Raw genomic sequence first — 21,645 nt, forward strand, 5'->3', positions numbered from 1 at the left:
AATCTTAGGAGGATAAGAACGTGGCATTTGAATTTAGACTACCCGACATTGGTGAAGGTATCCACGAAGGTGAAATCGTTAAGTGGTTTGTTTCAGCCGGAGATACAATTGAAGAGGATGACGTATTAGCAGAGGTTCAAAATGATAAATCTGTAGTAGAAATCCCATCTCCTGTAAGCGGTACAATTGAAGAAGTAGTAGTTGAAGAAGGCACTGTAGCAGTTGTAGGTGATGTCATTGTTAAAATTGACGCACCAGATGCAGAAGAAATGCAATTTAAAGGTCATGATGATGACGATGCTTCATCTAAAGAAGAAGAACCTGCAAAAGAAGAAGCTAAAACTGAAGAAACTCCAGCAGCTTCAACATCACAAGATGAAAAAGTAGACGAAAATAGACGAATTAAAGCAATGCCATCTGTACGTAAATATGCACGTGAAAAAGGCGTGAACATTAAAGCAGTTTCTGGTTCAGGTAAAAATGGACGTATTACTAAAGAAGACATCGATAACCACTTAAATGGTGGCGGTGCTCAAGCAGCAACAGCTTCAAATGAAAGTGCAGCTGCTTCAACATCAGAAGATACTTCTGCAGTTCAAACTCAATCAGTACCTGAAGGAGACTTCCCTGAAACTACAGAAAAAATCCCTGCTATGCGTAAAGCAATTGCTAAAGCAATGGTTAACTCAAAACACACTGCTCCACACGTAACATTAATGGATGAAATTGATGTTCAAGAATTATGGGATCACCGTAAAAAATTCAAAGAAGTTGCAGCTGAACAAGGTATTAAATTAACATTCTTACCATATGTTGTTAAAGCGCTTGTTTCTGCACTTAAAAAATACCCAGCACTTAATACATCATTTAATGAAGAAGCTGGTGAAATTGTACACAAACATTACTGGAATATCGGTATCGCTGCAGATACTGAAAGAGGTTTATTAGTACCTGTAGTTAAAAATGCAGATCGTAAATCTATTTTCCAAATCTCAGATGAAATCAATGAATTAGCTGTTAAAGCTCGTGATGGTAAATTAACATCTCAAGAAATGAGCGGTGCTACATGTACAATTAGTAACATCGGTTCAGCTGGTGGACAATGGTTCACTCCAGTTATCAATCACCCAGAAGTAGCTATTTTAGGTATTGGACGTATTGCTCAAAAACCTATTGTTAAAGATGGTGAAATTGTAGCAGCTCCAGTATTAGCATTATCATTAAGCTTTGACCACAGACAAATTGATGGTGCAACTGGTCAAAATGCTATGAATCATATCAAACGCTTATTAAATAATCCAGAATTATTATTAATGGAGGGGTAAAACATGGTAGTTGGAGATTTCCCAATTGAAACAGATACTATTGTAATCGGAGCAGGTCCTGGTGGATATGTTGCTGCAATTCGTGCAGCTCAATTAGGGCAAAAAGTTACTATTGTTGAAAAAGGTGACTTAGGTGGTGTGTGCTTAAACGTTGGATGTATTCCTTCAAAAGCGTTATTACATGCTTCTCATCGTTTCGTAGAAGCTCAACACTCTGAAAATTTAGGGATTATAGCTGAAAGCGTATCACTTAAATTTGATAAAGTTCAAGAATTTAAACAATCAGTTGTTAATAAATTAACTGGCGGTGTTGAAGGTTTATTAAAAGGTAATAAAGTTGACATCGTTCGTGGTGAAGCTTATTTCGTAGATGAAAATAGTTTACGTGTTATGGATGAGAAAAGTGCTCAAACGTATAACTTCAAAAATGCTATTATTGCAACTGGTTCAAGACCAATTGAAATTCCTAATTTTGAATTTGGTAAACGCGTTATCGATTCAACAGGCGCTTTAAACTTACAAGAAGTTCCTGGTAAATTAGTAGTTGTCGGTGGCGGTTATATTGGTTCAGAACTTGGTACTGCCTTTGCTAACTTCGGTTCTGAAGTTACAATTTTAGAAGGTGCTAAAGAAATTCTTGGCGGTTTCGAAAAACAAATGGTTCAACCTGTTAAAAAAGGTATGAAAGAAAAAGGCGTTGAAATTATCACTGAAGCTATGGCTAAAAACGCTGAAGAAACTGAAAACGGTGTTAAAGTTACTTACGAAGCTAAAGGTGAAGAAAAAACAATTGAAGCTGATTATGTATTAGTAACTGTAGGTCGTCGTCCAAATACAGACGAATTAGGCTTAGAAGAATTAGGTCTTAAATTTGCTGATCGTGGATTATTAGAAGTAGACAAACAAAGTCGTACTTCTATTAAAAACATCTACGCAATTGGTGATATCGTACCTGGTTTACCACTTGCACACAAAGCAAGTTATGAAGGTAAAGTAGCTGCAGAAGTAATCTCAGGTCAAGCATCAGAAGTTGATTACATTGGTATGCCTGCTGTATGCTTCACTGAACCAGAATTAGCTCAAGTTGGCTATACTGAAGCTCAAGCTAAAGAAGAAGGTTTAGATTTCAAAGCATCTAAATTCCCTTATGCTGCTAACGGACGTGCTTTATCATTAGATGATACAACTGGTTTCGTTAAATTAATTACATTAAAAGAAGATGACACAGTTATTGGTGCTCAAGTAGCAGGTAATGGTGCTTCTGATATTATTTCTGAATTAGGTTTAGCTATCGAAGCAGGCATGAATGCTGAAGATATCGCATTAACTGTTCATGCTCACCCAACATTAGGTGAAATGACTATGGAAGTTGCTGAAAAAGCTATTGGATTACCAATCCATACTATGTAATTTCCTTTTGAAATAATTGTGAATTAAATCGACGTATTTAATTGAAATAATTGAAATAACCATTTACGGTGGGACTATGATTTTTATAAGGAATCTAGTTCCACCTTTTTTTATAGAAATAAGTTTATATTTTGGAGGGTAACTATGGAATATCAATATCCACTCGATTTAGATTGGTCTAATGATGAAATGGTTGAAGTTATTAAATTTTTTAATCAAATCGAAAACTATTATGAAAAGTCTATAATAGGTACTGAGTTAATGGAACAATATAAAAAATTTAAACAAATTGTGCCAAGTAAAGCTGAAGAAAAACAAATTTTTAAAGAATTTGAAGAAAAAAGTGGCTATAATAGCTATAAAGTAATCCAAGAAGTTAAAAAGCATCCTGATCGAGAAAATTTTAGTAAACATTAAGATTGCTAATTCAATCTCAATTTTTTAATATACCTATTGAATTTAAAGCTGTATTTTGTTATTTTTATTAAGCATTAAACAAAATGTTTGATAATAGTAAACAATATACAGCTTTTTTAGGTGGTTAGTTATGCAGATTGGATATAAATTAAAAAATTTAAGACGTCAAAAAAATCTTACTCAAGAAGAGTTAGCGGAACGAACTGATTTATCAAAAGGATATATTTCACAAATTGAAAGTGAATATGCGTCTCCAAGTATGGAAACATTTTTAAATATATTAGAAGTATTAGGTACTACACCAAGTGATTTTTTTAAAGAAAAAGCGAAAGAGAAAGTATTATATAAAAAAAGTGAACGAACTATTTATGATGAATATGACAGAGGATATATTTTAAATTGGGTTGTACCTAGTTCAAATGAATATGAAATGGAACCTCTTATATTAACAATTAAGCCTGGATCATCGTACAAATCTTTTGAACCTTCTGAATCTGATACCTTTATTTATTGTTTAGAGGGATGTGTAATACTTACGTTAGGTAAGGAGCGCTATCAAGCTTATGAGGGAGATGTACTTTATTTTAGAGCAAATGAATTACATCAATTACATAATCATTCAGAAAATGAAGTTAAAATTCTAATTGTAGCAACAGCATCATATTTGTAAAGGAGGAAATGGATTGGAATCACTATTATCTTTTAAAAAAGTTACTAAGAAATTTAATGATACAACAATATTAAATAATATGAACTTAGATATTGAATCGGGATATTTTTATACGTTACTTGGTCCCTCAGGTTGTGGTAAAACTACGATTTTAAAGCTTATTGCAGGATTTGAACAACCTAATGAAGGTCAAATTATTTATAAAAATCAGTCTATCGAAAAATTACCTGCAAATAAACGTAAAGTAAATACAGTATTTCAAGATTATGCTTTATTTCCTCATTTAAATGTATATGAGAATATTGCTTTTGGTTTAAGACTAAAAAAGTTTTCTAAACAAGAGATTGATAAGGAAGTTAAAGAAGCATTAAAACTTGTTAAGCTCACAGGTTATGAACAACGTCATATTGATGAAATGAGTGGGGGACAAAAACAAAGAGTCGCTATTGCCAGAGCTATTGTAAATAAACCTGAAATTTTATTATTAGATGAATCTCTTTCGGCACTAGATTTAAAATTACGTACTGAAATGCAATATGAACTTCGTGAGTTACAAAAAAGATTAGGCATCACTTTTATTTTTGTTACTCATGATCAAGAAGAAGCATTGGCACTTAGTGATTATATTTTTGTGATGAAAGATGGTGAGATACAACAATTTGGTACACCAACAGATATTTATGATGAACCAGTGAATCGATTCGTGGCTGATTTTATTGGAGAATCTAATATTGTTGATGGCACAATGGTTAAAGATTTTGTAGTGAATATATATGGTCAGGATTTTGAATGTGTTGATGCTCGGATTCCATCTGGGAAAAAAATTGAAGTAGTGATTCGTCCAGAGGATATTTCTTTAGTTGAATCGACACAAGGTTTATTCACTGCAACTGTCGATTCAATGCTTTTTAGAGGTGTACATTACGAAATTTGTTGTATTGATGAAAAAGGGTATGAATGGGTTATTCAATCTACTAAAAAGACCACAATAGGAAGTCAGGTAGGTTTGTTTTTTGAACCTGAAGCTATTCATATTATGGTTCCTGGAGAAACTGAAGAAGAATTTGATAAACGTATTGAAAGTTACGAGGATATTGAACATGCGTAATTTAAATAAATTTCTCATCATTCCATATTTATTATGGATGATTATTTTTATTATTATTCCTGTGCTATTACTTGTATATTTTTCATTTATCGATATAAATGGTCACTTTAGTTTTACAAATTATCGCCAAGTTTTTTCAATGAAATATTTAAAAATGATGTGGGATTCTATTTTTTATGCGACACTTATAACGATCATTACACTAATTATAAGTTATCCTGCAGCCTATTTTATTAGATCTTCAAAATTCCAAAATATTTGGTTACTTATATTAATCATACCAACATGGATTAATTTATTGTTAAAAACTTATGCTTTTATTGGGATTTTAAGTCACGAAGGTATGATTAATAAAATGTTAGGTATAATGCATATTGATCCCCTAAATTTGTTGTTTACATCAGGTGCGTTTTTACTTGTTGCAAGTTATATTTATATACCATTTATGATTTTGCCTATTTTTAATAGCATGAAATCAATTCCTAATAATTTATTACAAGCTTCAAGTGATTTAGGTGCAAATACATTTACTACTTTTCGTAAAATCATACTTCCTTTGACTAAAGAAGGTATAATGACAGGTGTTCAAGTCACATTTATACCAGCACTATCGTTATTTATGATTACTAGACTGATAGCTGGAAATAAAGTGATTAATATTGGTACATCTATTGAGGAACAATTTTTAGTTATTCAAAACTACGGAATGGGTTCGACAATAGCTATCTTTTTAATTGTATTTATGGCCTTTATCTTAATTATTACTAAATCTAAAGAAACAAATGGAAGAGGGTGAATTAAATGAAATGGTACGGAAAACTTTATATAGGAATATTACTTGTTGTATTATATCTTCCTATTTTTTTCTTAATGTTTTATTCGTTTAATTCAGCTGGAAATATGGTACATTTTGAACATTTTACATTAGAACATTATCAAGCTTTATTTCAAGATGATCATTTAATGTCTGTAATATTTAATACAATAGCAGTTGCATTGCTATCCGCAGCAGTATCTACTATTATAGGAACATTTGGAGCAATATCAATTTATTATTTGCGAAATAAGAAGTTTAAATTGACATTACTTACATTAAATAATGTACTAATGGTTTCATCTGATGTTGTCATAGGTGCCTCATTTTTAATTATGTTCACAGCTTTAGGACATATATTTGGATTAGGGCTAGGATTTGGAACAGTATTAGCATCGCATATTGCATTCTGTATACCTATAGTAGTCATTCTTGTGCTACCACAGCTATATGAAATGAATCATAACATGTTAAATGCAGCTCGTGATTTAGGCGCTACAGAATCTCAAGTACTCGGACGTATACTTTTACCAAACTTAATGCCTGCTATTATTGGTGGTTTTTTTATGGCACTTACCTATTCTCTAGATGATTTTACTGTAAGTTTTTTTGTGACAGGTAATGGATTTAGTGTCTTATCAGTAGAGGTGTATGCCATGGCTCGAAAAGGTATCAGTATGGAAATAAATGCTATTTCAACAATCTTATTTTTAGCTATTGTGCTAGGTATTATTGGATACTATGCACTTCAAAATACATTAAAACGTAGAAGTGCTAAAAGAGGTGCAATAGAATGAAACAATTTTTTCAGTTAATTATCGGTGCCATTGTAGTAGGATTGATATGTTTAGGAATAAGTCATTGGTTTAATTCTCAAGATCATACAAAAACTGGTAAAAAAGTCTATGTATATAATTGGGGAGAATATATTGATCCTGATTTAATAAAGAAATTTGAAAAAGAGACAGGTATGCAAGTTGTTTATGAAACGTTTGATTCGAATGAAGCCATGGAAGCAAAAATTAAAAATGGTGGTACACATTATGATGTTGCATTTCCAAGTGAATATACGGTTCAAAAATTAAAAAGAGAACATTTATTAGAACCTTTAGATCATCAGAAAATACCCAATATTAAAAATTTGGATTCTGATTATATGAATATGGCTTATGATCCACATAATACCTATTCACTACCCTATTTTTTTGGAACGGTAGGTATTCTATACAATAAAAAAGCGTATCCTAATGAACAATTTGATAGTTGGAGCGATTTATATCAGTCTAAATACAAAAATGACATATTACTTGTTGACGGGGCTAGAGAAATTATAGGGTTAGCTTTAAATAAATTGGGTTATAGTTTAAATGATTCCAATCCTGTTCATATTAAGCAAGCAGAACAAGACTTACAATCTCTTACACCTCAAGTTAGAGGGGTAGTAGGCGATGAAATTACTATGATGCTTCAACAAAATGAAGGCCATATTGCTGTAGTATGGAGTGGTGTAGCAGCACCACTTGTTCAAGAGGGAGATACTTATGATTATGTGGTTCCTAAAGAAGGTTCGAATGTATGGTTTGATAACATGGTTATTCCTAAAACTGCTCAAAATAAAGAAGGCGCATATCAATTTATTAACTTTTTATTAGATGCTAAAAATAATAAACAAAATACAGAATGGGTTGGGTATGCTACTCCGAATAAGGCGGCTAGAAATTTATTACCTAATAACATAAAAAATGATCACCGTTTTTATCCAACTCAAAAAGAACAAAAACGATTAGAAGTTTATAAAGATTTAGGGGAGAAAACATTAGGAGAATATAACGAAAGTTTCTTGAATTTTAAAATGTCGTTAAAATAAGTGATAATTAGTAGTTATTTTCCTATAAATTAGATATAATAATTTGACAAGTCAATTAAGGAGTTGTAATAAATGTCAGGAGAACGATACACACAAATCAAACGACCTGTGAGCCGTTTAACTGAGAAACTTTTAGGTTGGATTAGTTGGATTTTCTTATTAATATTAACGGTTATTACAATGTTTATTGCACTCGTATCATTCAGTAATGATACATCAATTCAAAATCTTGAAAATTCCATGAATAATAATCAATTAATACAACAAATACTAGTTAACAATAGTCTAAATACGACTCAATTTGTTATATGGTTACAAAATGGAATTTGGGCAATTATCGTGTACTTTATCATTTGTTTATTAATTTCATTTTTAGCTTTAATTTCTATGAATATTAGAATTTTATCTGGAATATTATTTTTAATTGCTTCCATTATTACTTTGCCTTTAGTGTTATTATTTATTACATTAATTATTCCAATCTTCTTCTTCATTACAGCGATTATGATGTTTGCAAGAAGAAGTAAATTAGAAACTGTTCCAGCATATGGTTCTACTTACGATTATCCCCCTTATTATAATCAAAGAGATGATTATGATGATAGATATTATTATGAAGAAGAACCTACTCAATATAATGATGAAGAAGAGTACATAGAACCACCTCGTAAGACTAAAAAATCAGAACGTCGTACTCGTCGTAAACCTTCAAGTTATTATAATGAAAGAGAACATGATTATGAGGATTATAATCATATTAATCAAAATAATAATGAGCAAGATTTTAATGATGATATTGAGGAAGATAAATATAATCAATATCCTAAACGTGCTGTAACAAGTGAATATCAACAATCTTCAAATGATGATGATACTTCTGGCGTGCTTTCAAGACAAAGAAAGTATAAATATAAATCAAAAAATAGTATGCCGAATGAAGTTAATGATGATGAAAATAATGTAGAAACAGACTCATATATTGATAAGAAAGAACAAAAAGCACAACGTAAAAGAGAAAAAGCGGAATTACGTGCTAAGAAAAAAGAAAAACGTAAAGCTTATAATCAACGTATGAAAGAAAAAAGAAAGAATCAGCCAAGTGCTGTTAATCAACGTCGAATGAATTATGAAGAACGTAAGCAAATTTTAAATAAAGAAGAAAACAAAGAGAAACACTCAGTTGATCAAGAATAATTGAAGGTTATTAGTTTTACGTATAGCTCCCAAGCAATTTGAATTAAATTGCTTGGGAGTTTATTTATCGTCAATAAAAATAAAATTGGATAAGTATGTAATAATAGAAAGATATAAATTAAAATAAAATGCATACATCATTGAAATGATATAATCGCAATAATCAGTTCTATTGGAGTATTTGTAAAACCTACATTAATATTAAAAATTAAATCTATACTATTCATATTATGACATTGATATGAAAGTTTAATATAGTGTGGTTTGCAATGATATTATGGAAGTTATAATGAATTAAAAGAATACAGAGAAAAACTATTGTTAAGATATCATGTTCAATACCTTAACAATAGTTTTATTTTATGCAAAAAATTCTTTAAATGTTTCGATAATTAAATAAACATTAAGTAGGCTTAGAATAATAATTAAACTCCAAGAACAAAAGTTAATCCAGTTTTTATTATAAAAAGGGCCCATTAATTTTTTGTTGCTTGTTGCAAGTTGTAAAGGAATGAGTGAAAACGGTAAAGCGATACTTAAAAATACTTGAGAAAGTACTAAAAGTTGTTCCATTTTATTTTCATTACCTTTAAATACAATTAAACAAATTATAACAGGAATGACAGCTAAACCTCTAGTTATTAATCGTCTTAACCAATTTGGAATTGATAATCTTAAAAATCCTTCCATAACAATTTGACCTGAGAGTGTTCCAGTGATTGTAGAATTTTGTCCAGATGCAAGTAGTGCAATAGCGAATAATGTACTCATGATACTGCCAAGTACTGACCCTAGAAGCGGCTGAGTTTTAAGGGCATGATATAAATCATAAAATCCTCCTAATTTATCAGCATTAACACCATAAAATAGTGCAGCACCTAATATAAGTAACAAGCAATTTACTATAAAAGCGATGCTTAATTGTATATTAGAATCAATTGTTGCATATTTAATTGCTTGTGCCTTATCGTTCTCATTAGTTCTATCATATTTACGTGATTGTACAATCGAAGAATGTAAATAGAGATTGTGAGGCATAATTGTAGCACCAATAATCCCTAAAGCAATATACAGTACACTATGATTTGTAACGATATCCTTATGAGGAATAAACCCGTTAAGAATATTAATCACTTTAGGTGATGAAATAAATACTTCGAATAAGAAAATAATTAGAACAGTAAAAATTAATGTTCCGACAATCGCTTCGATTTTTCTGAAGCCAAATTTCATAATAAAGAGTAAAAGAAAAACATCTAAAACAGTTATAAGTGCACCTATAATTAAAGGAATATTAAACAATAAGTCTAGAGCTATTGCACTTCCGATAATTTCAGCAATATCTGTAGCGATAATAGCTAGTTCTGCTATTATCCAAAATATAATTGCTAACGGGCGATTTAAATAATGACGTGTCATTTGTGCTAAATCCATCTCTGTAGCAATACCTAATCTAACTGTCATGCTTTGCAAAAGCATTGCAGCTAAACTAGAAATTAAAATAATAAAAAGAAGAATATAGCCAAATTGTGCTCCGCCTTGCATAGATGTAATCCAGTTACCTGGATCCATATATCCCACCGCTACTAATAATCCTGGACCTAAAAAAGCTAAAAATTTTTGGCTTGCACTTTTATTACTATTAAAGTCTACTGTATTATTAATTTCGTCTAAGCTACGTTGTTTTTTATTACTCATATAATTCATTCATACACTCCTAAAATCTTTTTAATTATATTAACCTAAATATATTTTTAGGTCAACCTAAAAATGTTGTAAAAAAGAATATTACTGAATTTAGATGGATCTTCAAGACAGTGAGTGATTACCAATAAAATAAAAAACACCTGAGACTTCTAGTAAAGTCCCAGGCCGAAGAATAGTATTTATTCATATAATTTTAAGAATTCATCAAATGTTTCTTTAATAAAAGCTAAAAATGTTTCATCTGATTTTAATCGTTCATCACTAGGGGCTAAAGTACGTGCTATAAAAAATTCTCCTTTTTTCACATTTTTAACACGATCAATAGCTTGATGTAAATCAGTATCACTTAAATCTTTGATATATTGTTTATCTTTTTTCATGTGATTTAAACTAATTTGATAATCATTTGGAAGTTGTTTTAATGCATTAAAATGTTTGTCAAAAACTTTAACACGTTCTTCTTTATTTTTTCCTTCATGCATTATTCCATACATGATAAATAATTGATCCCTAAAAAGGCCAATTTGGAAGTGGGGTAACATTTTATAACCACGTTTATTAGGTGCAAAAGCGACCCAGGTATCTATAGGAGGATTAACACTTCTACGCGCATGTTTAGCAACATGTGCATAAAATGTTTCTCCAGTTTGAGAAGTGAAATACTCACTAAAATAATCGCCTAACTGATGTAATTGAGGTCTAATATATTTATTTAAAGCTTCCATTCGTTCATCTAAACCCTCAACGTCAAATGCTTTAAAATCTTTAGGTGTAAATGTGTATTGTGTCATTGATCTTCCTCCTATTTTAATAGTATGTTGAGTTTATTGTAGCATATATTTCAAAGTGATAATGATAGAATAGTAATATACAATATAGATAGTTAATTTAAACTAATAAGGTAGAGTCAGTACCTAGATGTTAGTCATTTAATTTTTAGGATTTTACCCCTCGTGGTTAGGAGAGTGTCATGAGATTAATAAAAGTAAAAGAAAAAAGACTATAATACAATACTAAAAATTTGGGAGAAATCTGTAGTAAAAACACATGATTTTTTTAAAGAAGAAGATAGAATGCAATTAAAAAATGACCTTCTAACTTATTTAAAATATGTAGATGCATATCTATGATTTTATGATAAAGAAGTTATTGGTTTTTCGGGAATTAATGATGAAAATTTGGAAATGTTGTTTATAGATCCTAAACATTTTAATAAAGGTTACGGTACAATCATACTTCAGTCACTGATTCAAGAAGATAAAATCCAATATGTAGATGTTAATAAAGATAACCAACATGCATTGAAATTTTATATTAAAAATGGTTTTAAAGCATATAGTGAATCTCAAAAAGACAATCAAGGTAGAGATTACCCGATTTTACATTTAAAATTAGCTTAATGATCTTTTATTTATTTATCTTCCATAATTATAAGATGAATGTACATATTTATTCATATATTTTAAATGTTTTCAGTCTTTTATATCATGGATTTGATAGGTTGCTTTTATTGGCGACCTATTTTTATGCTTATAAACTATTCATAAGAGTTTAATATATAGTGATGAAGGTATAAAATGATGTATAACAATTATAAAATTGATTTGATGTATAATAGTAAGCAACAGGAGATGATAGTATGTCGCTATATGATTTTGCTAAAGGCTTAGTTTTAGAAGCAGGAAATAAAGTTAGAATAATGATGAAGGAAGAATTAAATATTGAAACAAAATCAAATCCGAATGACTTAGTTACAAATGTTGATAAAGCTACTGAAAATTATATATATGATGCGATTACCCATAGTTATCCAGAACATCGTGTTATTGGGGAAGAAGGACATGGTCATGATTTAACTCATGTTGAAGGGGTCGTATGGGTAGTGGATCCAATTGATGGCACATTAAACTTTGTACATCAAAAAGAAAATTTTGCTATCTCAATTGGTATCTATCGAAATGGTAAACCATACGCTGGCTTTGTATATGATGTAATGAAAGATGTTTTATATCATGCCAAGGTAGGTGAGGGTGCATTTGAAAATAAACATCCATTATCTACGATTGAATCTACCACCCTAAAGAAAAGCTTAATTGGTATCAACCCAAATTGGGTAACCAAACCTAAAATGGGTCCTATATTTCAAGATATAGTAAATGATGCAAGAAGCTGTAGAGCATATGGTAGTGCAGCTTTAGAAATTATAAGTGTAGCTAAAGGACAATTGGCTGCTTATATCACACCTAGATTACAGCCTTGGGACTTTGCTGGTGGTCTTATTGTATTAAATGAAGTTGGAGGCGTAGCTAGTAACTTATTAGGTGAACCATTAAATATTTCAAGTGCGAATTCAGTATTAGTAGGAAATTCAAATATTCATAAAGAAATATTAGAAATTTATCTAGCACCTAATACGGCTACTTTAATAGATTTACATCAACGCTTTAAAAAATAAAAAATCTTATTTCAATAAAAAAAGCTTGAGACAAAAATATCTCAAGCTTTATATATCTTAATGGTTGATTATAGCCAATTGTTTTCACGATACTTTTTCTTAAGCGTAAATCCGGCGCCAAACGTTGCAATGAAAAGAATAAATGTTAAAATCATCATTGGAATACTTCCGGCACCCACGCTGAAACTAAAGAGCACTAAAAATATAACTGCTACAATAGAAAGTATCCAGAATATACCTTTAGATTTTGGTTTTTCCATCCCCATCCCCACCTTTTAGTTATCTTTTGTTAATATTATGATATAATAAAAAAGTTGCAATTAAAAGTGGGAATTTACTCAAGAAAGGATATTATAAAATGACTAATAGAAGAGAAGATGTTCGTAATATTGCAATTATTGCTCACGTCGACCATGGTAAAACAACACTAGTTGACGAATTGCTTAAACAATCTGGAATCTTCAGAGAAAATGAGCATGTTGATGAAAGAGCAATGGACTCTAATGACTTAGAAAGAGAACGTGGTATTACAATTCTTGCTAAAAATACTGCGATAAATTATAAAGGTACAAGAATTAACATCTTAGATACACCAGGGCATGCTGACTTTGGTGGTGAAGTTGAACGTATCATGAAAATGGTAGATGGTGTTGTACTTGTTGTAGATGCCTACGAAGGTACGATGCCACAAACACGTTTCGTACTAAAAAAAGCATTAGAACAAAATTTAAAACCTGTTGTAGTAGTTAATAAAATTGATAAACCTTCTGCTAGACCAGAAGCGGTAGTAGATGAAGTATTAGATTTATTTATTGAACTTGAAGCAAATGATGAACAACTTGATTTCCCAGTTGTTTATGCATCAGCTGTAAATGGAACAGCGAGTCTTGATCCTGAAAAACAAGATGAAAACATGCAGTCTTTATATGAAACAATTCTTGATTACGTGCCTGCTCCAATTGATAACAGTGATGAACCACTACAATTCCAAGTAGCATTATTAGACTATAATGATTACGTTGGTCGTATTGGTATTGGTCGTGTATTTAGAGGTAAAATGCGTGTCGGCGATAATGTATCGCTTATTAAATTAGATGGTACAGTGAAAAACTTCCGTGTAACAAAAATCTTTGGTTTCTTTGGTTTAAAACGTGAAGAAATTGAAGAAGCACAAGCGGGAGATTTAATTGCTGTATCAGGAATGGAAGATATCAACGTAGGTGAAACAGTTACACCACATGATCATCAAGAAGCGTTACCAGTATTGCGTATTGATGAACCTACACTTGAAATGACATTCAAAGTAAATAATTCACCATTTGCTGGTCGTGAAGGTGATTTTGTAACTGCTCGTCAAATCCAAGAACGGTTAGATCAACAACTTGAAACAGATGTATCTTTAAAAGTTACACCAACAGATTCTCCAGATACGTGGATTGTAGCTGGCCGTGGAGAGTTGCACTTATCTATTTTAATTGAGAATATGAGACGTGAAGGGTTTGAACTTCAAGTTTCTAAACCTCAAGTTATTTTACGTGAAATTGATGGTGTATTAAGTGAACCATTTGAACGTGTTCAATGTGAAGTTCCATCTGAAAATGCTGGAGCAGTGATTGAATCACTTGGTGCGCGTAAAGGTGAAATGTTAGACATGTTAACAACTGATAATGGATTAACACGTTTAATCTTTATGGTACCTGCACGTGGTATGATTGGATATACAACTGAATTTATGTCTATGACACGTGGTTATGGCATTATTAATCATACATTTGAAGAATTTAGACCTCGTGTTAAAGCACAAATTGGTGGCCGTCGTAATGGTGCATTAATTTCAATGGATCAAGGACAAGCAACAGCCTATGCCATCATTGGTCTAGAGGACCGAGGTGTAAACTTCATGGAACCAGGTACTGAAGTTTATGAAGGTATGATTGTAGGAGAACATAACCGTGAAAACGACTTAACAGTTAATATTACTAAAGCTAAACATCAAACTAACGTACGTTCAGCAACAAAAGATCAAACTCAAACAATGAATCGTCCAAGAATTTTAACGTTAGAAGAAGCATTAGAATATATTAATGATGATGAATTGGTTGAAGTAACGCCTCAAAGTATCCGTTTAAGAAAGAAAATTTTAAATAAAGCTGCACGTGAAAAAGAAGCGAAACGTGTAAAACAAATGATGCAAGATCAATAAAACTAATAAAAAGACGCAACATCAAATTTGATGTTGCGTCTTTTTATTATTGAAAAGTATACTATAAGTTTTCATTTGGAAAATGGAGATTAAATTTACGATTTTCATTTGGTCGTTGTCTAGGTGTGTCTAATCGACTTTTACAGTCACTACACATGAATGTTTTAATTGGATTATTACGTAGACGTTTAGCTTCAACTGTACGTTCATCAATTAAGACCTTAGTATCACAAATAATACATTGTACTTCTCGCAACTTAAATCACCTCAATACGAGTTACATATTTAAAGTGATATGAATAGGCGTTCTCCTCGGGATTATAAACAAAGCTATCTACTGAATTATCATCGTACAATCGCTTACCATCTTTAGCAAATTGGAAAAATAGATAAGGTAATAATTCTAATGGAATTTCAATTGAAGATGTATCATTTGAAAGTTTAATTGTAGTTGCACTTTCTAAAGGCTCTGCATTTTTAAAAAATGGTGTCATATTTATTGCAAATGAATCTTCTAATACAGCACGTTTACGATACTTAATTTCAGAGTTTAATGTAGGAGGATTGGTTTGTCCTTCTAAAATAGCCCTATTCCATTCGCGGTTATCTTCAAATTTAATAGGTTTAGTTCCTTCAAAAATACCGTTTTCAATATCTTCTATTTTTACTTTTCTATCATCAAAAATCCATGTTGTACTATCTAAAGTAATAGGAAATTTGACGTCTCCTTTAATTTGAATCATCTTGCCCACTCCCTAGTTTCAATCTAACCATTATTTTATCATATTTAAAATGAAGGGTTTATTGAATAAACTTGCTTTTTAAAAGGTAGTAGGATAAACTTCTGATATGAAGATATTTAATGATAGGGGGAGAATGTGATGCCGAAGCAAATGAACATAAATAGTGCAGCTTATGAGCAATTAAATCAAGATGCTGACCGAATCTTGCATTTAATTAAGGTTCAAATGGATAATTTAACTATGCCATCTTGCCCACTATATGAAGAGGTTCTCGACACACAAATGTTTGGTTTACAAAAAGAAGTAGACTTTGCTGTGAAACTTGGTTTAGTTGATAAAGAAGACGGTAAAAATTTAATGCTTCGTTTAGAAAAAGAATTATCTAAATTGCATGAAGCATTCACAAACGTATAACTCTAAGTCTAATGCTTTGAATATGAAAGTGTTATAATGAGCAAGAATTAATAGATGTAATAATTTATGATAGTGACTGAAATGTTATGTAAATAATATTTTCAGTCCTTTTATTTTATTTTTTACGTTTATGTTTGTTAATTAATAATTACAAAGTATATAATAGTTTAGACAGAATTTAATTTGATAAATCGTTTTAATGAGCATATATAGTTTAAATTTTTAGAATTGGATGATCTTTTTTATGAATAATTTAAAAAATATATTTCGATACATAGGTAGAACCTCTAAGTTTATCGATTATCCATTATTAATTTCATATGTTATTTTGTGTTTTATAGGTTTAGTGATGGTTTATAGTGCCAGTATGGTGGCAGCTACTAAAGGAACGTTAACAGGTGGCGTTGAGGTTTCAGGTACATATTTTTATAACAGACAATTAATTTATGTTATCATGAGTTTCATTATTGTTTTTTTTATTTCATTTATGATGAATATAAAAGTCTTTAAACAATCAAAAGTTCAACAGTGGATTATGATTATCATCTTTGTCCTTTTATTTTTAACATTATTGGTAGGTAAAAATATTAATGGTTCAAAAAGTTGGCTTGACTTAGGATTTATGAATTTACAAGCTTCAGAGTTGCTAAAAATTGCTTTAATTCTTTATATTTCTTATGTATTAAGTAAAAAATTACCGCAGTTAAGAGGTAATTTAAGAATTATCAAAGGGCCAATTATTTTAATTATCCTTTGTTTAGGTTTAGTACTTTTACAAGGAGATATTGGACAAACATTATTAACATTAATTATTATATTAGCAATGTTTTTATTCGTAGGTATAGGTGCTAAGAAAATAGTAAAAGGACCTATTTTATATATTATTCTTGGATTTATTCTTATTGCTGGGTTCTTTATTTTCACTGGAATGATGCCAGAATATTTAAAGGCACGTTTTAGTACAATTTACGATCCTTTTAGTTCTTCTTCTGGAACTGGGTATCATTTATCCAATTCATTAATGGCAATCGGAAATGGAGGATTATTTGGTCGAGGATTAGGTAATGGAATCATGAAACTTGGCTATCTTCCAGAAGCGCATACAGATTTTATTTTCGCAGTAATTTGTGAAGAATTAGGACTGATTGGTGCCTTATTAGTAATAGGATTATTATTTTTTATTGTATTCCGTGCATTTATATTAGCCACTAAAACATCTTCATATTTTTATAAATTAATATGTGTTGGTGTAGCGAGTTATATTGGTAGTCAAACGTTCGTAAATTTAGGAGGTATATCAGCTACGATTCCTCTTACAGGGGTTCCTCTTCCATTTATAAGTTTTGGTGGTTCATCAATGATCAGCTTAAGTATTGCTATGGGATTATTATTGTTAGTAGCAAGACAAATTAAAGTTGAAGAAAAAAGAGCAATAAAAAATAAAAAAACAAAAGTGGATATTCCTAGACAATATTAAAATCATTTAATGATAGATGTAAATATGTAACTAACATTATTAAGAGTGGAAGCAAGAATTAAAAAATTTGCTTCCACTCTTTTTACATTTATGTGACAAGTTAAAGGATTACTAGTCTACAGTAGCGTCTTCAAACTATAAATGATAATATAAAGTTATTAAGTATAATAATTATTAATGATTACATTTTAAAATAGTGATTAAGCTAACCTATTTACTATATTTTCATTTTATAAATTGTATGTAAAAAAGTATTAGCTTTCTCATGTATTTTAAGATAAAATTTTATTATCTAATTAGTTAGAATATTCAAAATATAAAGGGGTGTTTCTTCTTTGAATCATATAAAAAAATTATTAGTAGCCAATCGTGGTGAAATTGCAATTAGAATTTTTAGAGCAGCAACAGAATTAAATGTTCAAACAGTAGCAATTTATTCAAACGAAGACAAAAATTCATTACATAGATATAAAGCCGATGAATCATATTTAGTGGGAAAAGATTTAGGACCAGCCGAAAGTTATTTAAATATTGAACGTATTATTGAAGTAGCAAAACGTGCGAATGTAGATGCAATACATCCTGGTTATGGCTTTTTAAGTGAAAATGAAGAATTTGCAAGACGTTGTAATGAAGAGGGCATAACATTTATTGGTCCTCACCTAGACCATTTAGATATGTTTGGTGATAAAGTAAAAGCAAGAACAACTGCAATTAAAGCAAATTTACCAGTTATACCAGGAACAGATGGACCAATTGAAAATTTTGATGCAGCAAAGGCATTTGCTAAAGAAGCAGGATTCCCACTGATGATTAAAGCCACAAGTGGTGGTGGTGGAAAAGGTATGCGTATTGTTCGCGAAGAAAGTGAATTAGAAGATGCGTTTCATCGTGCGAAATCTGAAGCACAAAAATCATTTGGTAATAGTGAAGTATATATCGAAAGATACATCGATAATCCCAAACATATTGAAGTTCAAGTTATTGGAGATGAATATGGTAATATTGTTCATCTATATGAGCGTGATTGTTCTGTACAACGTCGTCATCAAAAGGTAGTTGAGGTAGCACCATCTGTAGGCTTACCTGATGAATTAAGAGAACGTATTTGTCAGTCTGCATTACAATTAATGAAAAATATCAAATATGTTAACGCTGGAACAGTGGAATTTTTAGTATCTGGCGATGAATTCTTTTTCATTGAAGTCAATCCACGTGTTCAGGTAGAGCATACGATTACAGAAATGATTACAGGAATTGATATCGTTAAAACTCAAATTTTAGTAGCAGATGGAGCAAGTCTATTTGACAAACGTATCGCTTTACCTCCTCAAGAAGAAATCCAAACACTTGGTTATGCTATTCAATGTCGTATCACTACCGAAGATCCTACAAATGATTTTATGCCAGATTCTGGTACGATTATTGCTTATCGTTCAAGTGGTGGTTTTGGTGTACGTTTAGATGCAGGAGATGGTTTCCAAGGCGCTGAAATTTCGCCTTACTATGACTCACTATTAGTGAAATTATCTACTCATGCCATTACTTTTAAACAAGCTGAAGAAAAAATGGAACGCTCTTTACGAGAAATGCGTATTCGTGGTGTAAAAACAAATATTCCGTTTTTAGTTAACGTTATGCGTAATGAAAAATTCCGAAGTGGAGATTATACAACAAAATTTATTGAAGAAACACCGGAATTATTCGATATTGCACCTACATTAGACCGTGGTACTAAAACATTAGAATACATTGGGAATGTAACCATTAATGGTTTTCCGAATGTCGAAAAACGTACGAAGCCAGACTATGAGTCAACTTCGATTCCGCAAGTTTCAAAAAAGAAAATTCAACATCTATATGGTACAAAACAATTACTAGATGAAAAAGGCCCTAGTGGAGTTGCAGATTGGGTTAAAGCACAAGATGATGTTTTAATTACTGATACGACATTCCGTGATGCGCATCAATCTTTACTTGCTACGCGTGTACGTACAAAAGATATGTTAAATATAGCTTCTAAAACTGCTGAAGTATTTAAAGATAGTTTTTCTTTAGAAATGTGGGGAGGCGCTACTTTTGATGTGGCATACAACTTCTTAAAAGAAAATCCTTGGGAGCGTTTAGAAAAACTTAGAAAAGCGATTCCAAATGTATTATTCCAAATGTTATTAAGAGCTTCAAATGCTGTGGGTTATAAGAATTATCCTGATAATGTAATTCAAAAATTTGTAGATGAAAGTGCTAAAGCAGGTGTAGATGTTTTCCGTATTTTCGACTCATTAAACTGGGTAGATCAAATGAAAGTGGCAAATGAAGCGGTACAAAAAGCAGGTAAAATTTCAGAGGGTACTATTTGTTACACAGGGGATATTTTAAACTCAGAACGTTCAAATGTGTTCACTTTAGATTACTATGTTAAATTAGCTAAGGAATTAGAACGTGAAGGTTTCCATATTTTAGCAATTAAAGATATGGCTGGCTTATTAAAACCTAGAGCAGCATATGAACTGGTTGGAGAATTAAAAGCTGCAGTTAATTTACCAATACATTTACATACACATGATACAAGTGGAAATGGTTTATTAACCTACAAACAAGCCATCGATGCTGGTGTAGATATTATCGATACAGCTATTGCATCGATGAGTGGCTTAACAAGTCAACCAAGTGTGAACTCCTTATATTATGCATTAGATGGGTTTAAACGAAATATGCGTACAGATATTCAAGGTTTAGAAGAACTAAGTCACTATTGGAGTACTGTTCGCCCATACTACGTTGACTTTGAAAGTGATATTAAGTCACCTAATACAGAAATTTATCAACATGAAATGCCAGGTGGTCAATACTCTAATTTAAGTCAACAAGCTAAAAGTTTAGGTCTTGGTGAACGTTTTAATGAAGTCAAAGATATGTATCGTCGTGTTAATTTCTTGTTTGGAGATATTGTTAAAGTGACACCATCTTCAAAAGTGGTAGGAGATATGGCGTTATATATGGTACAAAATGATTTAGATGAACAATCTATTATTGAACAAGGTTATAAATTAGATTTTCCTGAATCAGTAGTGTCATACTTTAAAGGTGAGATTGGTCAACCAGTAAATGGCTTTAATAAACAATTGCAGGATATTATTTTAAAAGGTCAACAACCGCTAACTGAACGTCCAGGAGAATATTTAAAACCAGTAGATTTTGATGAAATACGAGAACAATTACAAGATAAAAATTATGGTGAAGTGACTGAGCAAGATATTATAAGTTATGTACTTTATCCAAAAGTATTTGATCAATTTATTCAAACTAGACAACAATATGGTAACTTATCATTACTTGATACACCGACATTCTTCTTTGGTATGCGTAACGGTGAGACTGTAGAAATTGAAATTGAAAACGGAAAACGTTTAATTATTAAACTTGAAACAATTAGTGAAGCAGATGAAAAGGGTAATCGAACAATTTATTACGTGATGAATGGTCAAGCTCGTCGTATTACGATTAAAGATGAAAACATAAAAACAAATGCGAATGTAAAACCTAAAGCAGATAAAACAAATCCAAATCATATAGGAGCTCAAATGCCAGGAAGTGTGACTGAAGTTAAAGTTTCAGTAGGTGATGAGGTTAAAGTAAATCAACCACTATTAATCACTGAAGCCATGAAAATGGAAACAACAATTCAAGCTCCATTTAATGGAGTGATTAAAAAAGTTACTGTTGGAAATGGTGATGCTATTGCAACGGGAGATTTATTAATCGAAATTGAAAAATCTGAGTAGGTATTAAAAAGTTTAAAAGCATAAGATAGAAAGTTAAATGACATTCTATCTTATGC

General features: G+C 31.0%; 19 protein-coding genes and 1 pseudogene. 15 read left to right on the forward strand and 5 right to left on the reverse strand.

The window, feature by feature from the left end:
* Positions 1-20: 20 nt before the first annotated feature.
* From HMPREF2578_RS03125 to auxB, 9 genes are all read left to right on the forward strand, one after another.
* Positions 21-1,325 (forward strand): dihydrolipoamide acetyltransferase family protein, encoded by a 1,305-nt coding sequence (locus HMPREF2578_RS03125; RefSeq protein WP_048762323.1) that lies wholly within the window; start codon positions 21-23, stop codon positions 1,323-1,325.
* A 3-nt stretch (positions 1,326-1,328) separates the two neighbouring features.
* Positions 1,329-2,735, forward strand: coding sequence for a dihydrolipoyl dehydrogenase (lpdA, locus tag HMPREF2578_RS03130; protein WP_002455496.1), 1,407 nt, complete (start codon positions 1,329-1,331; stop codon positions 2,733-2,735).
* Between the two features lie 144 nt (positions 2,736-2,879).
* The gene (locus tag HMPREF2578_RS03135; protein WP_048762325.1) at positions 2,880-3,152 is read left to right on the forward strand and encodes a UPF0223 family protein; all 273 of its coding nucleotides are present in this window, start codon (positions 2,880-2,882) and stop codon (positions 3,150-3,152) included.
* A 130-nt stretch (positions 3,153-3,282) separates the two neighbouring features.
* Positions 3,283-3,822: a helix-turn-helix domain-containing protein gene (locus HMPREF2578_RS03140; RefSeq protein WP_017175747.1), complete on the forward strand. Its 540-nt coding sequence runs from the start codon at positions 3,283-3,285 to the stop codon at positions 3,820-3,822.
* A gap of 13 nt (positions 3,823-3,835) precedes the next feature.
* Positions 3,836-4,930 carry an ABC transporter ATP-binding protein gene (locus tag HMPREF2578_RS03145; protein WP_017175746.1) on the forward strand — a complete coding sequence of 365 codons (1,095 nt, stop codon included), beginning with the start codon at positions 3,836-3,838 and terminating at the stop codon, positions 4,928-4,930.
* Complete coding sequence (locus HMPREF2578_RS03150; RefSeq protein WP_017175745.1) at positions 4,923-5,726, forward strand: ABC transporter permease; 804 nt, start codon at positions 4,923-4,925, stop codon at positions 5,724-5,726. The genes HMPREF2578_RS03145 and HMPREF2578_RS03150 overlap by 8 nt, the downstream gene beginning before the upstream one ends.
* Before the next feature lie 5 nt (positions 5,727-5,731).
* On the forward strand, positions 5,732-6,541 hold the full coding sequence (locus HMPREF2578_RS03155) for an ABC transporter permease (RefSeq protein WP_017175744.1): 810 nt from the start codon (positions 5,732-5,734) through the stop codon (positions 6,539-6,541).
* Positions 6,538-7,611 (forward strand): ABC transporter substrate-binding protein, encoded by a 1,074-nt coding sequence (locus tag HMPREF2578_RS03160; RefSeq protein ID WP_017175743.1) that lies wholly within the window; start codon positions 6,538-6,540, stop codon positions 7,609-7,611. Before HMPREF2578_RS03155 ends, HMPREF2578_RS03160 begins: the two co-directional genes overlap by 4 nt.
* Positions 7,612-7,683: 72 nt before the next feature.
* On the forward strand, positions 7,684-8,805 hold the full coding sequence (auxB, locus tag HMPREF2578_RS03165) for a lipoteichoic acid stability factor AuxB (RefSeq protein ID WP_017175742.1): 1,122 nt from the start codon (positions 7,684-7,686) through the stop codon (positions 8,803-8,805).
* Positions 8,806-9,165: 360 nt separating this feature from the next.
* On the opposite strand, the gene HMPREF2578_RS03170 is transcribed toward auxB, so the two are convergent.
* The gene (locus tag HMPREF2578_RS03170; protein ID WP_017175741.1) at positions 9,166-10,512 is read right to left on the reverse strand and encodes an Nramp family divalent metal transporter; all 1,347 of its coding nucleotides are present in this window, start codon (positions 10,510-10,512) and stop codon (positions 9,166-9,168) included.
* A gap of 179 nt (positions 10,513-10,691) precedes the next feature.
* Positions 10,692-11,303: a YktB family protein gene (locus HMPREF2578_RS03175; protein WP_002448079.1), complete on the reverse strand. Its 612-nt coding sequence runs from the start codon at positions 11,301-11,303 to the stop codon at positions 10,692-10,694.
* A gap of 354 nt (positions 11,304-11,657) precedes the next feature.
* Here HMPREF2578_RS03175 and HMPREF2578_RS03180 point away from each other — a divergent pair.
* Together HMPREF2578_RS03180 and HMPREF2578_RS03185 are read left to right on the forward strand one after the other, a co-directional pair.
* Positions 11,658-11,912: pseudogene (locus tag HMPREF2578_RS03180) on the forward strand (GNAT family N-acetyltransferase); the annotation flags it as partial.
* A gap of 239 nt (positions 11,913-12,151) precedes the next feature.
* Positions 12,152-12,967 carry an inositol monophosphatase family protein gene (locus HMPREF2578_RS03185; RefSeq protein ID WP_002448077.1) on the forward strand — a complete coding sequence of 272 codons (816 nt, stop codon included), beginning with the start codon at positions 12,152-12,154 and terminating at the stop codon, positions 12,965-12,967.
* 68 nt (positions 12,968-13,035) lie between these two features.
* Here the strand turns inward: HMPREF2578_RS03185 and HMPREF2578_RS03190 are convergent, their stop codons facing one another.
* Positions 13,036-13,227: a DUF5325 family protein gene (locus tag HMPREF2578_RS03190; RefSeq protein WP_002448174.1), complete on the reverse strand. Its 192-nt coding sequence runs from the start codon at positions 13,225-13,227 to the stop codon at positions 13,036-13,038.
* A 98-nt stretch (positions 13,228-13,325) separates the two neighbouring features.
* On the opposite strand from HMPREF2578_RS03190, the gene typA reads away from it, so the two are divergent.
* Positions 13,326-15,170, forward strand: coding sequence for a translational GTPase TypA (gene typA / locus HMPREF2578_RS03195; protein WP_017175739.1), 1,845 nt, complete (start codon positions 13,326-13,328; stop codon positions 15,168-15,170).
* 61 nt (positions 15,171-15,231) lie between these two features.
* Here typA and HMPREF2578_RS03200 read toward each other — a convergent pair whose 3' ends face one another.
* Together HMPREF2578_RS03200 and HMPREF2578_RS03205 are read right to left on the reverse strand one after the other, a co-directional pair.
* Entirely contained in the window at positions 15,232-15,426 is a 195-nt protein-coding gene (locus HMPREF2578_RS03200) for a DUF2197 domain-containing protein (protein WP_002449988.1), read from the reverse strand.
* Between the two features lies 1 nt (position 15,427).
* The gene (locus HMPREF2578_RS03205; protein WP_017175738.1) at positions 15,428-15,913 is read right to left on the reverse strand and encodes a hypothetical protein; all 486 of its coding nucleotides are present in this window, start codon (positions 15,911-15,913) and stop codon (positions 15,428-15,430) included.
* A 138-nt stretch (positions 15,914-16,051) separates the two neighbouring features.
* Between HMPREF2578_RS03205 and HMPREF2578_RS03210 the strand changes: the two genes are divergently transcribed.
* The 3 genes from HMPREF2578_RS03210 (at position 16,052) to HMPREF2578_RS03220 (ending at position 21,589) form a co-directional block, all read left to right on the forward strand.
* Positions 16,052-16,327 (forward strand): Fpa/YlaN family protein, encoded by a 276-nt coding sequence (locus HMPREF2578_RS03210; RefSeq protein WP_017175737.1) that lies wholly within the window; start codon positions 16,052-16,054, stop codon positions 16,325-16,327.
* A 244-nt stretch (positions 16,328-16,571) separates the two neighbouring features.
* On the forward strand, positions 16,572-17,804 hold the full coding sequence (gene ftsW, locus HMPREF2578_RS03215) for a cell division peptidoglycan polymerase FtsW (RefSeq protein WP_017175736.1): 1,233 nt from the start codon (positions 16,572-16,574) through the stop codon (positions 17,802-17,804).
* A gap of 335 nt (positions 17,805-18,139) precedes the next feature.
* Positions 18,140-21,589, forward strand: coding sequence for a pyruvate carboxylase (locus HMPREF2578_RS03220; protein ID WP_048682800.1), 3,450 nt, complete (start codon positions 18,140-18,142; stop codon positions 21,587-21,589).
* Positions 21,590-21,645 lie beyond the last annotated feature (56 nt).

The organism is Staphylococcus sp. HMSC072H03, from assembly GCF_001809305.1.
GTDB classification, from domain to species: Bacteria; Bacillota; Bacilli; order Staphylococcales; family Staphylococcaceae; genus Staphylococcus; species Staphylococcus hominis.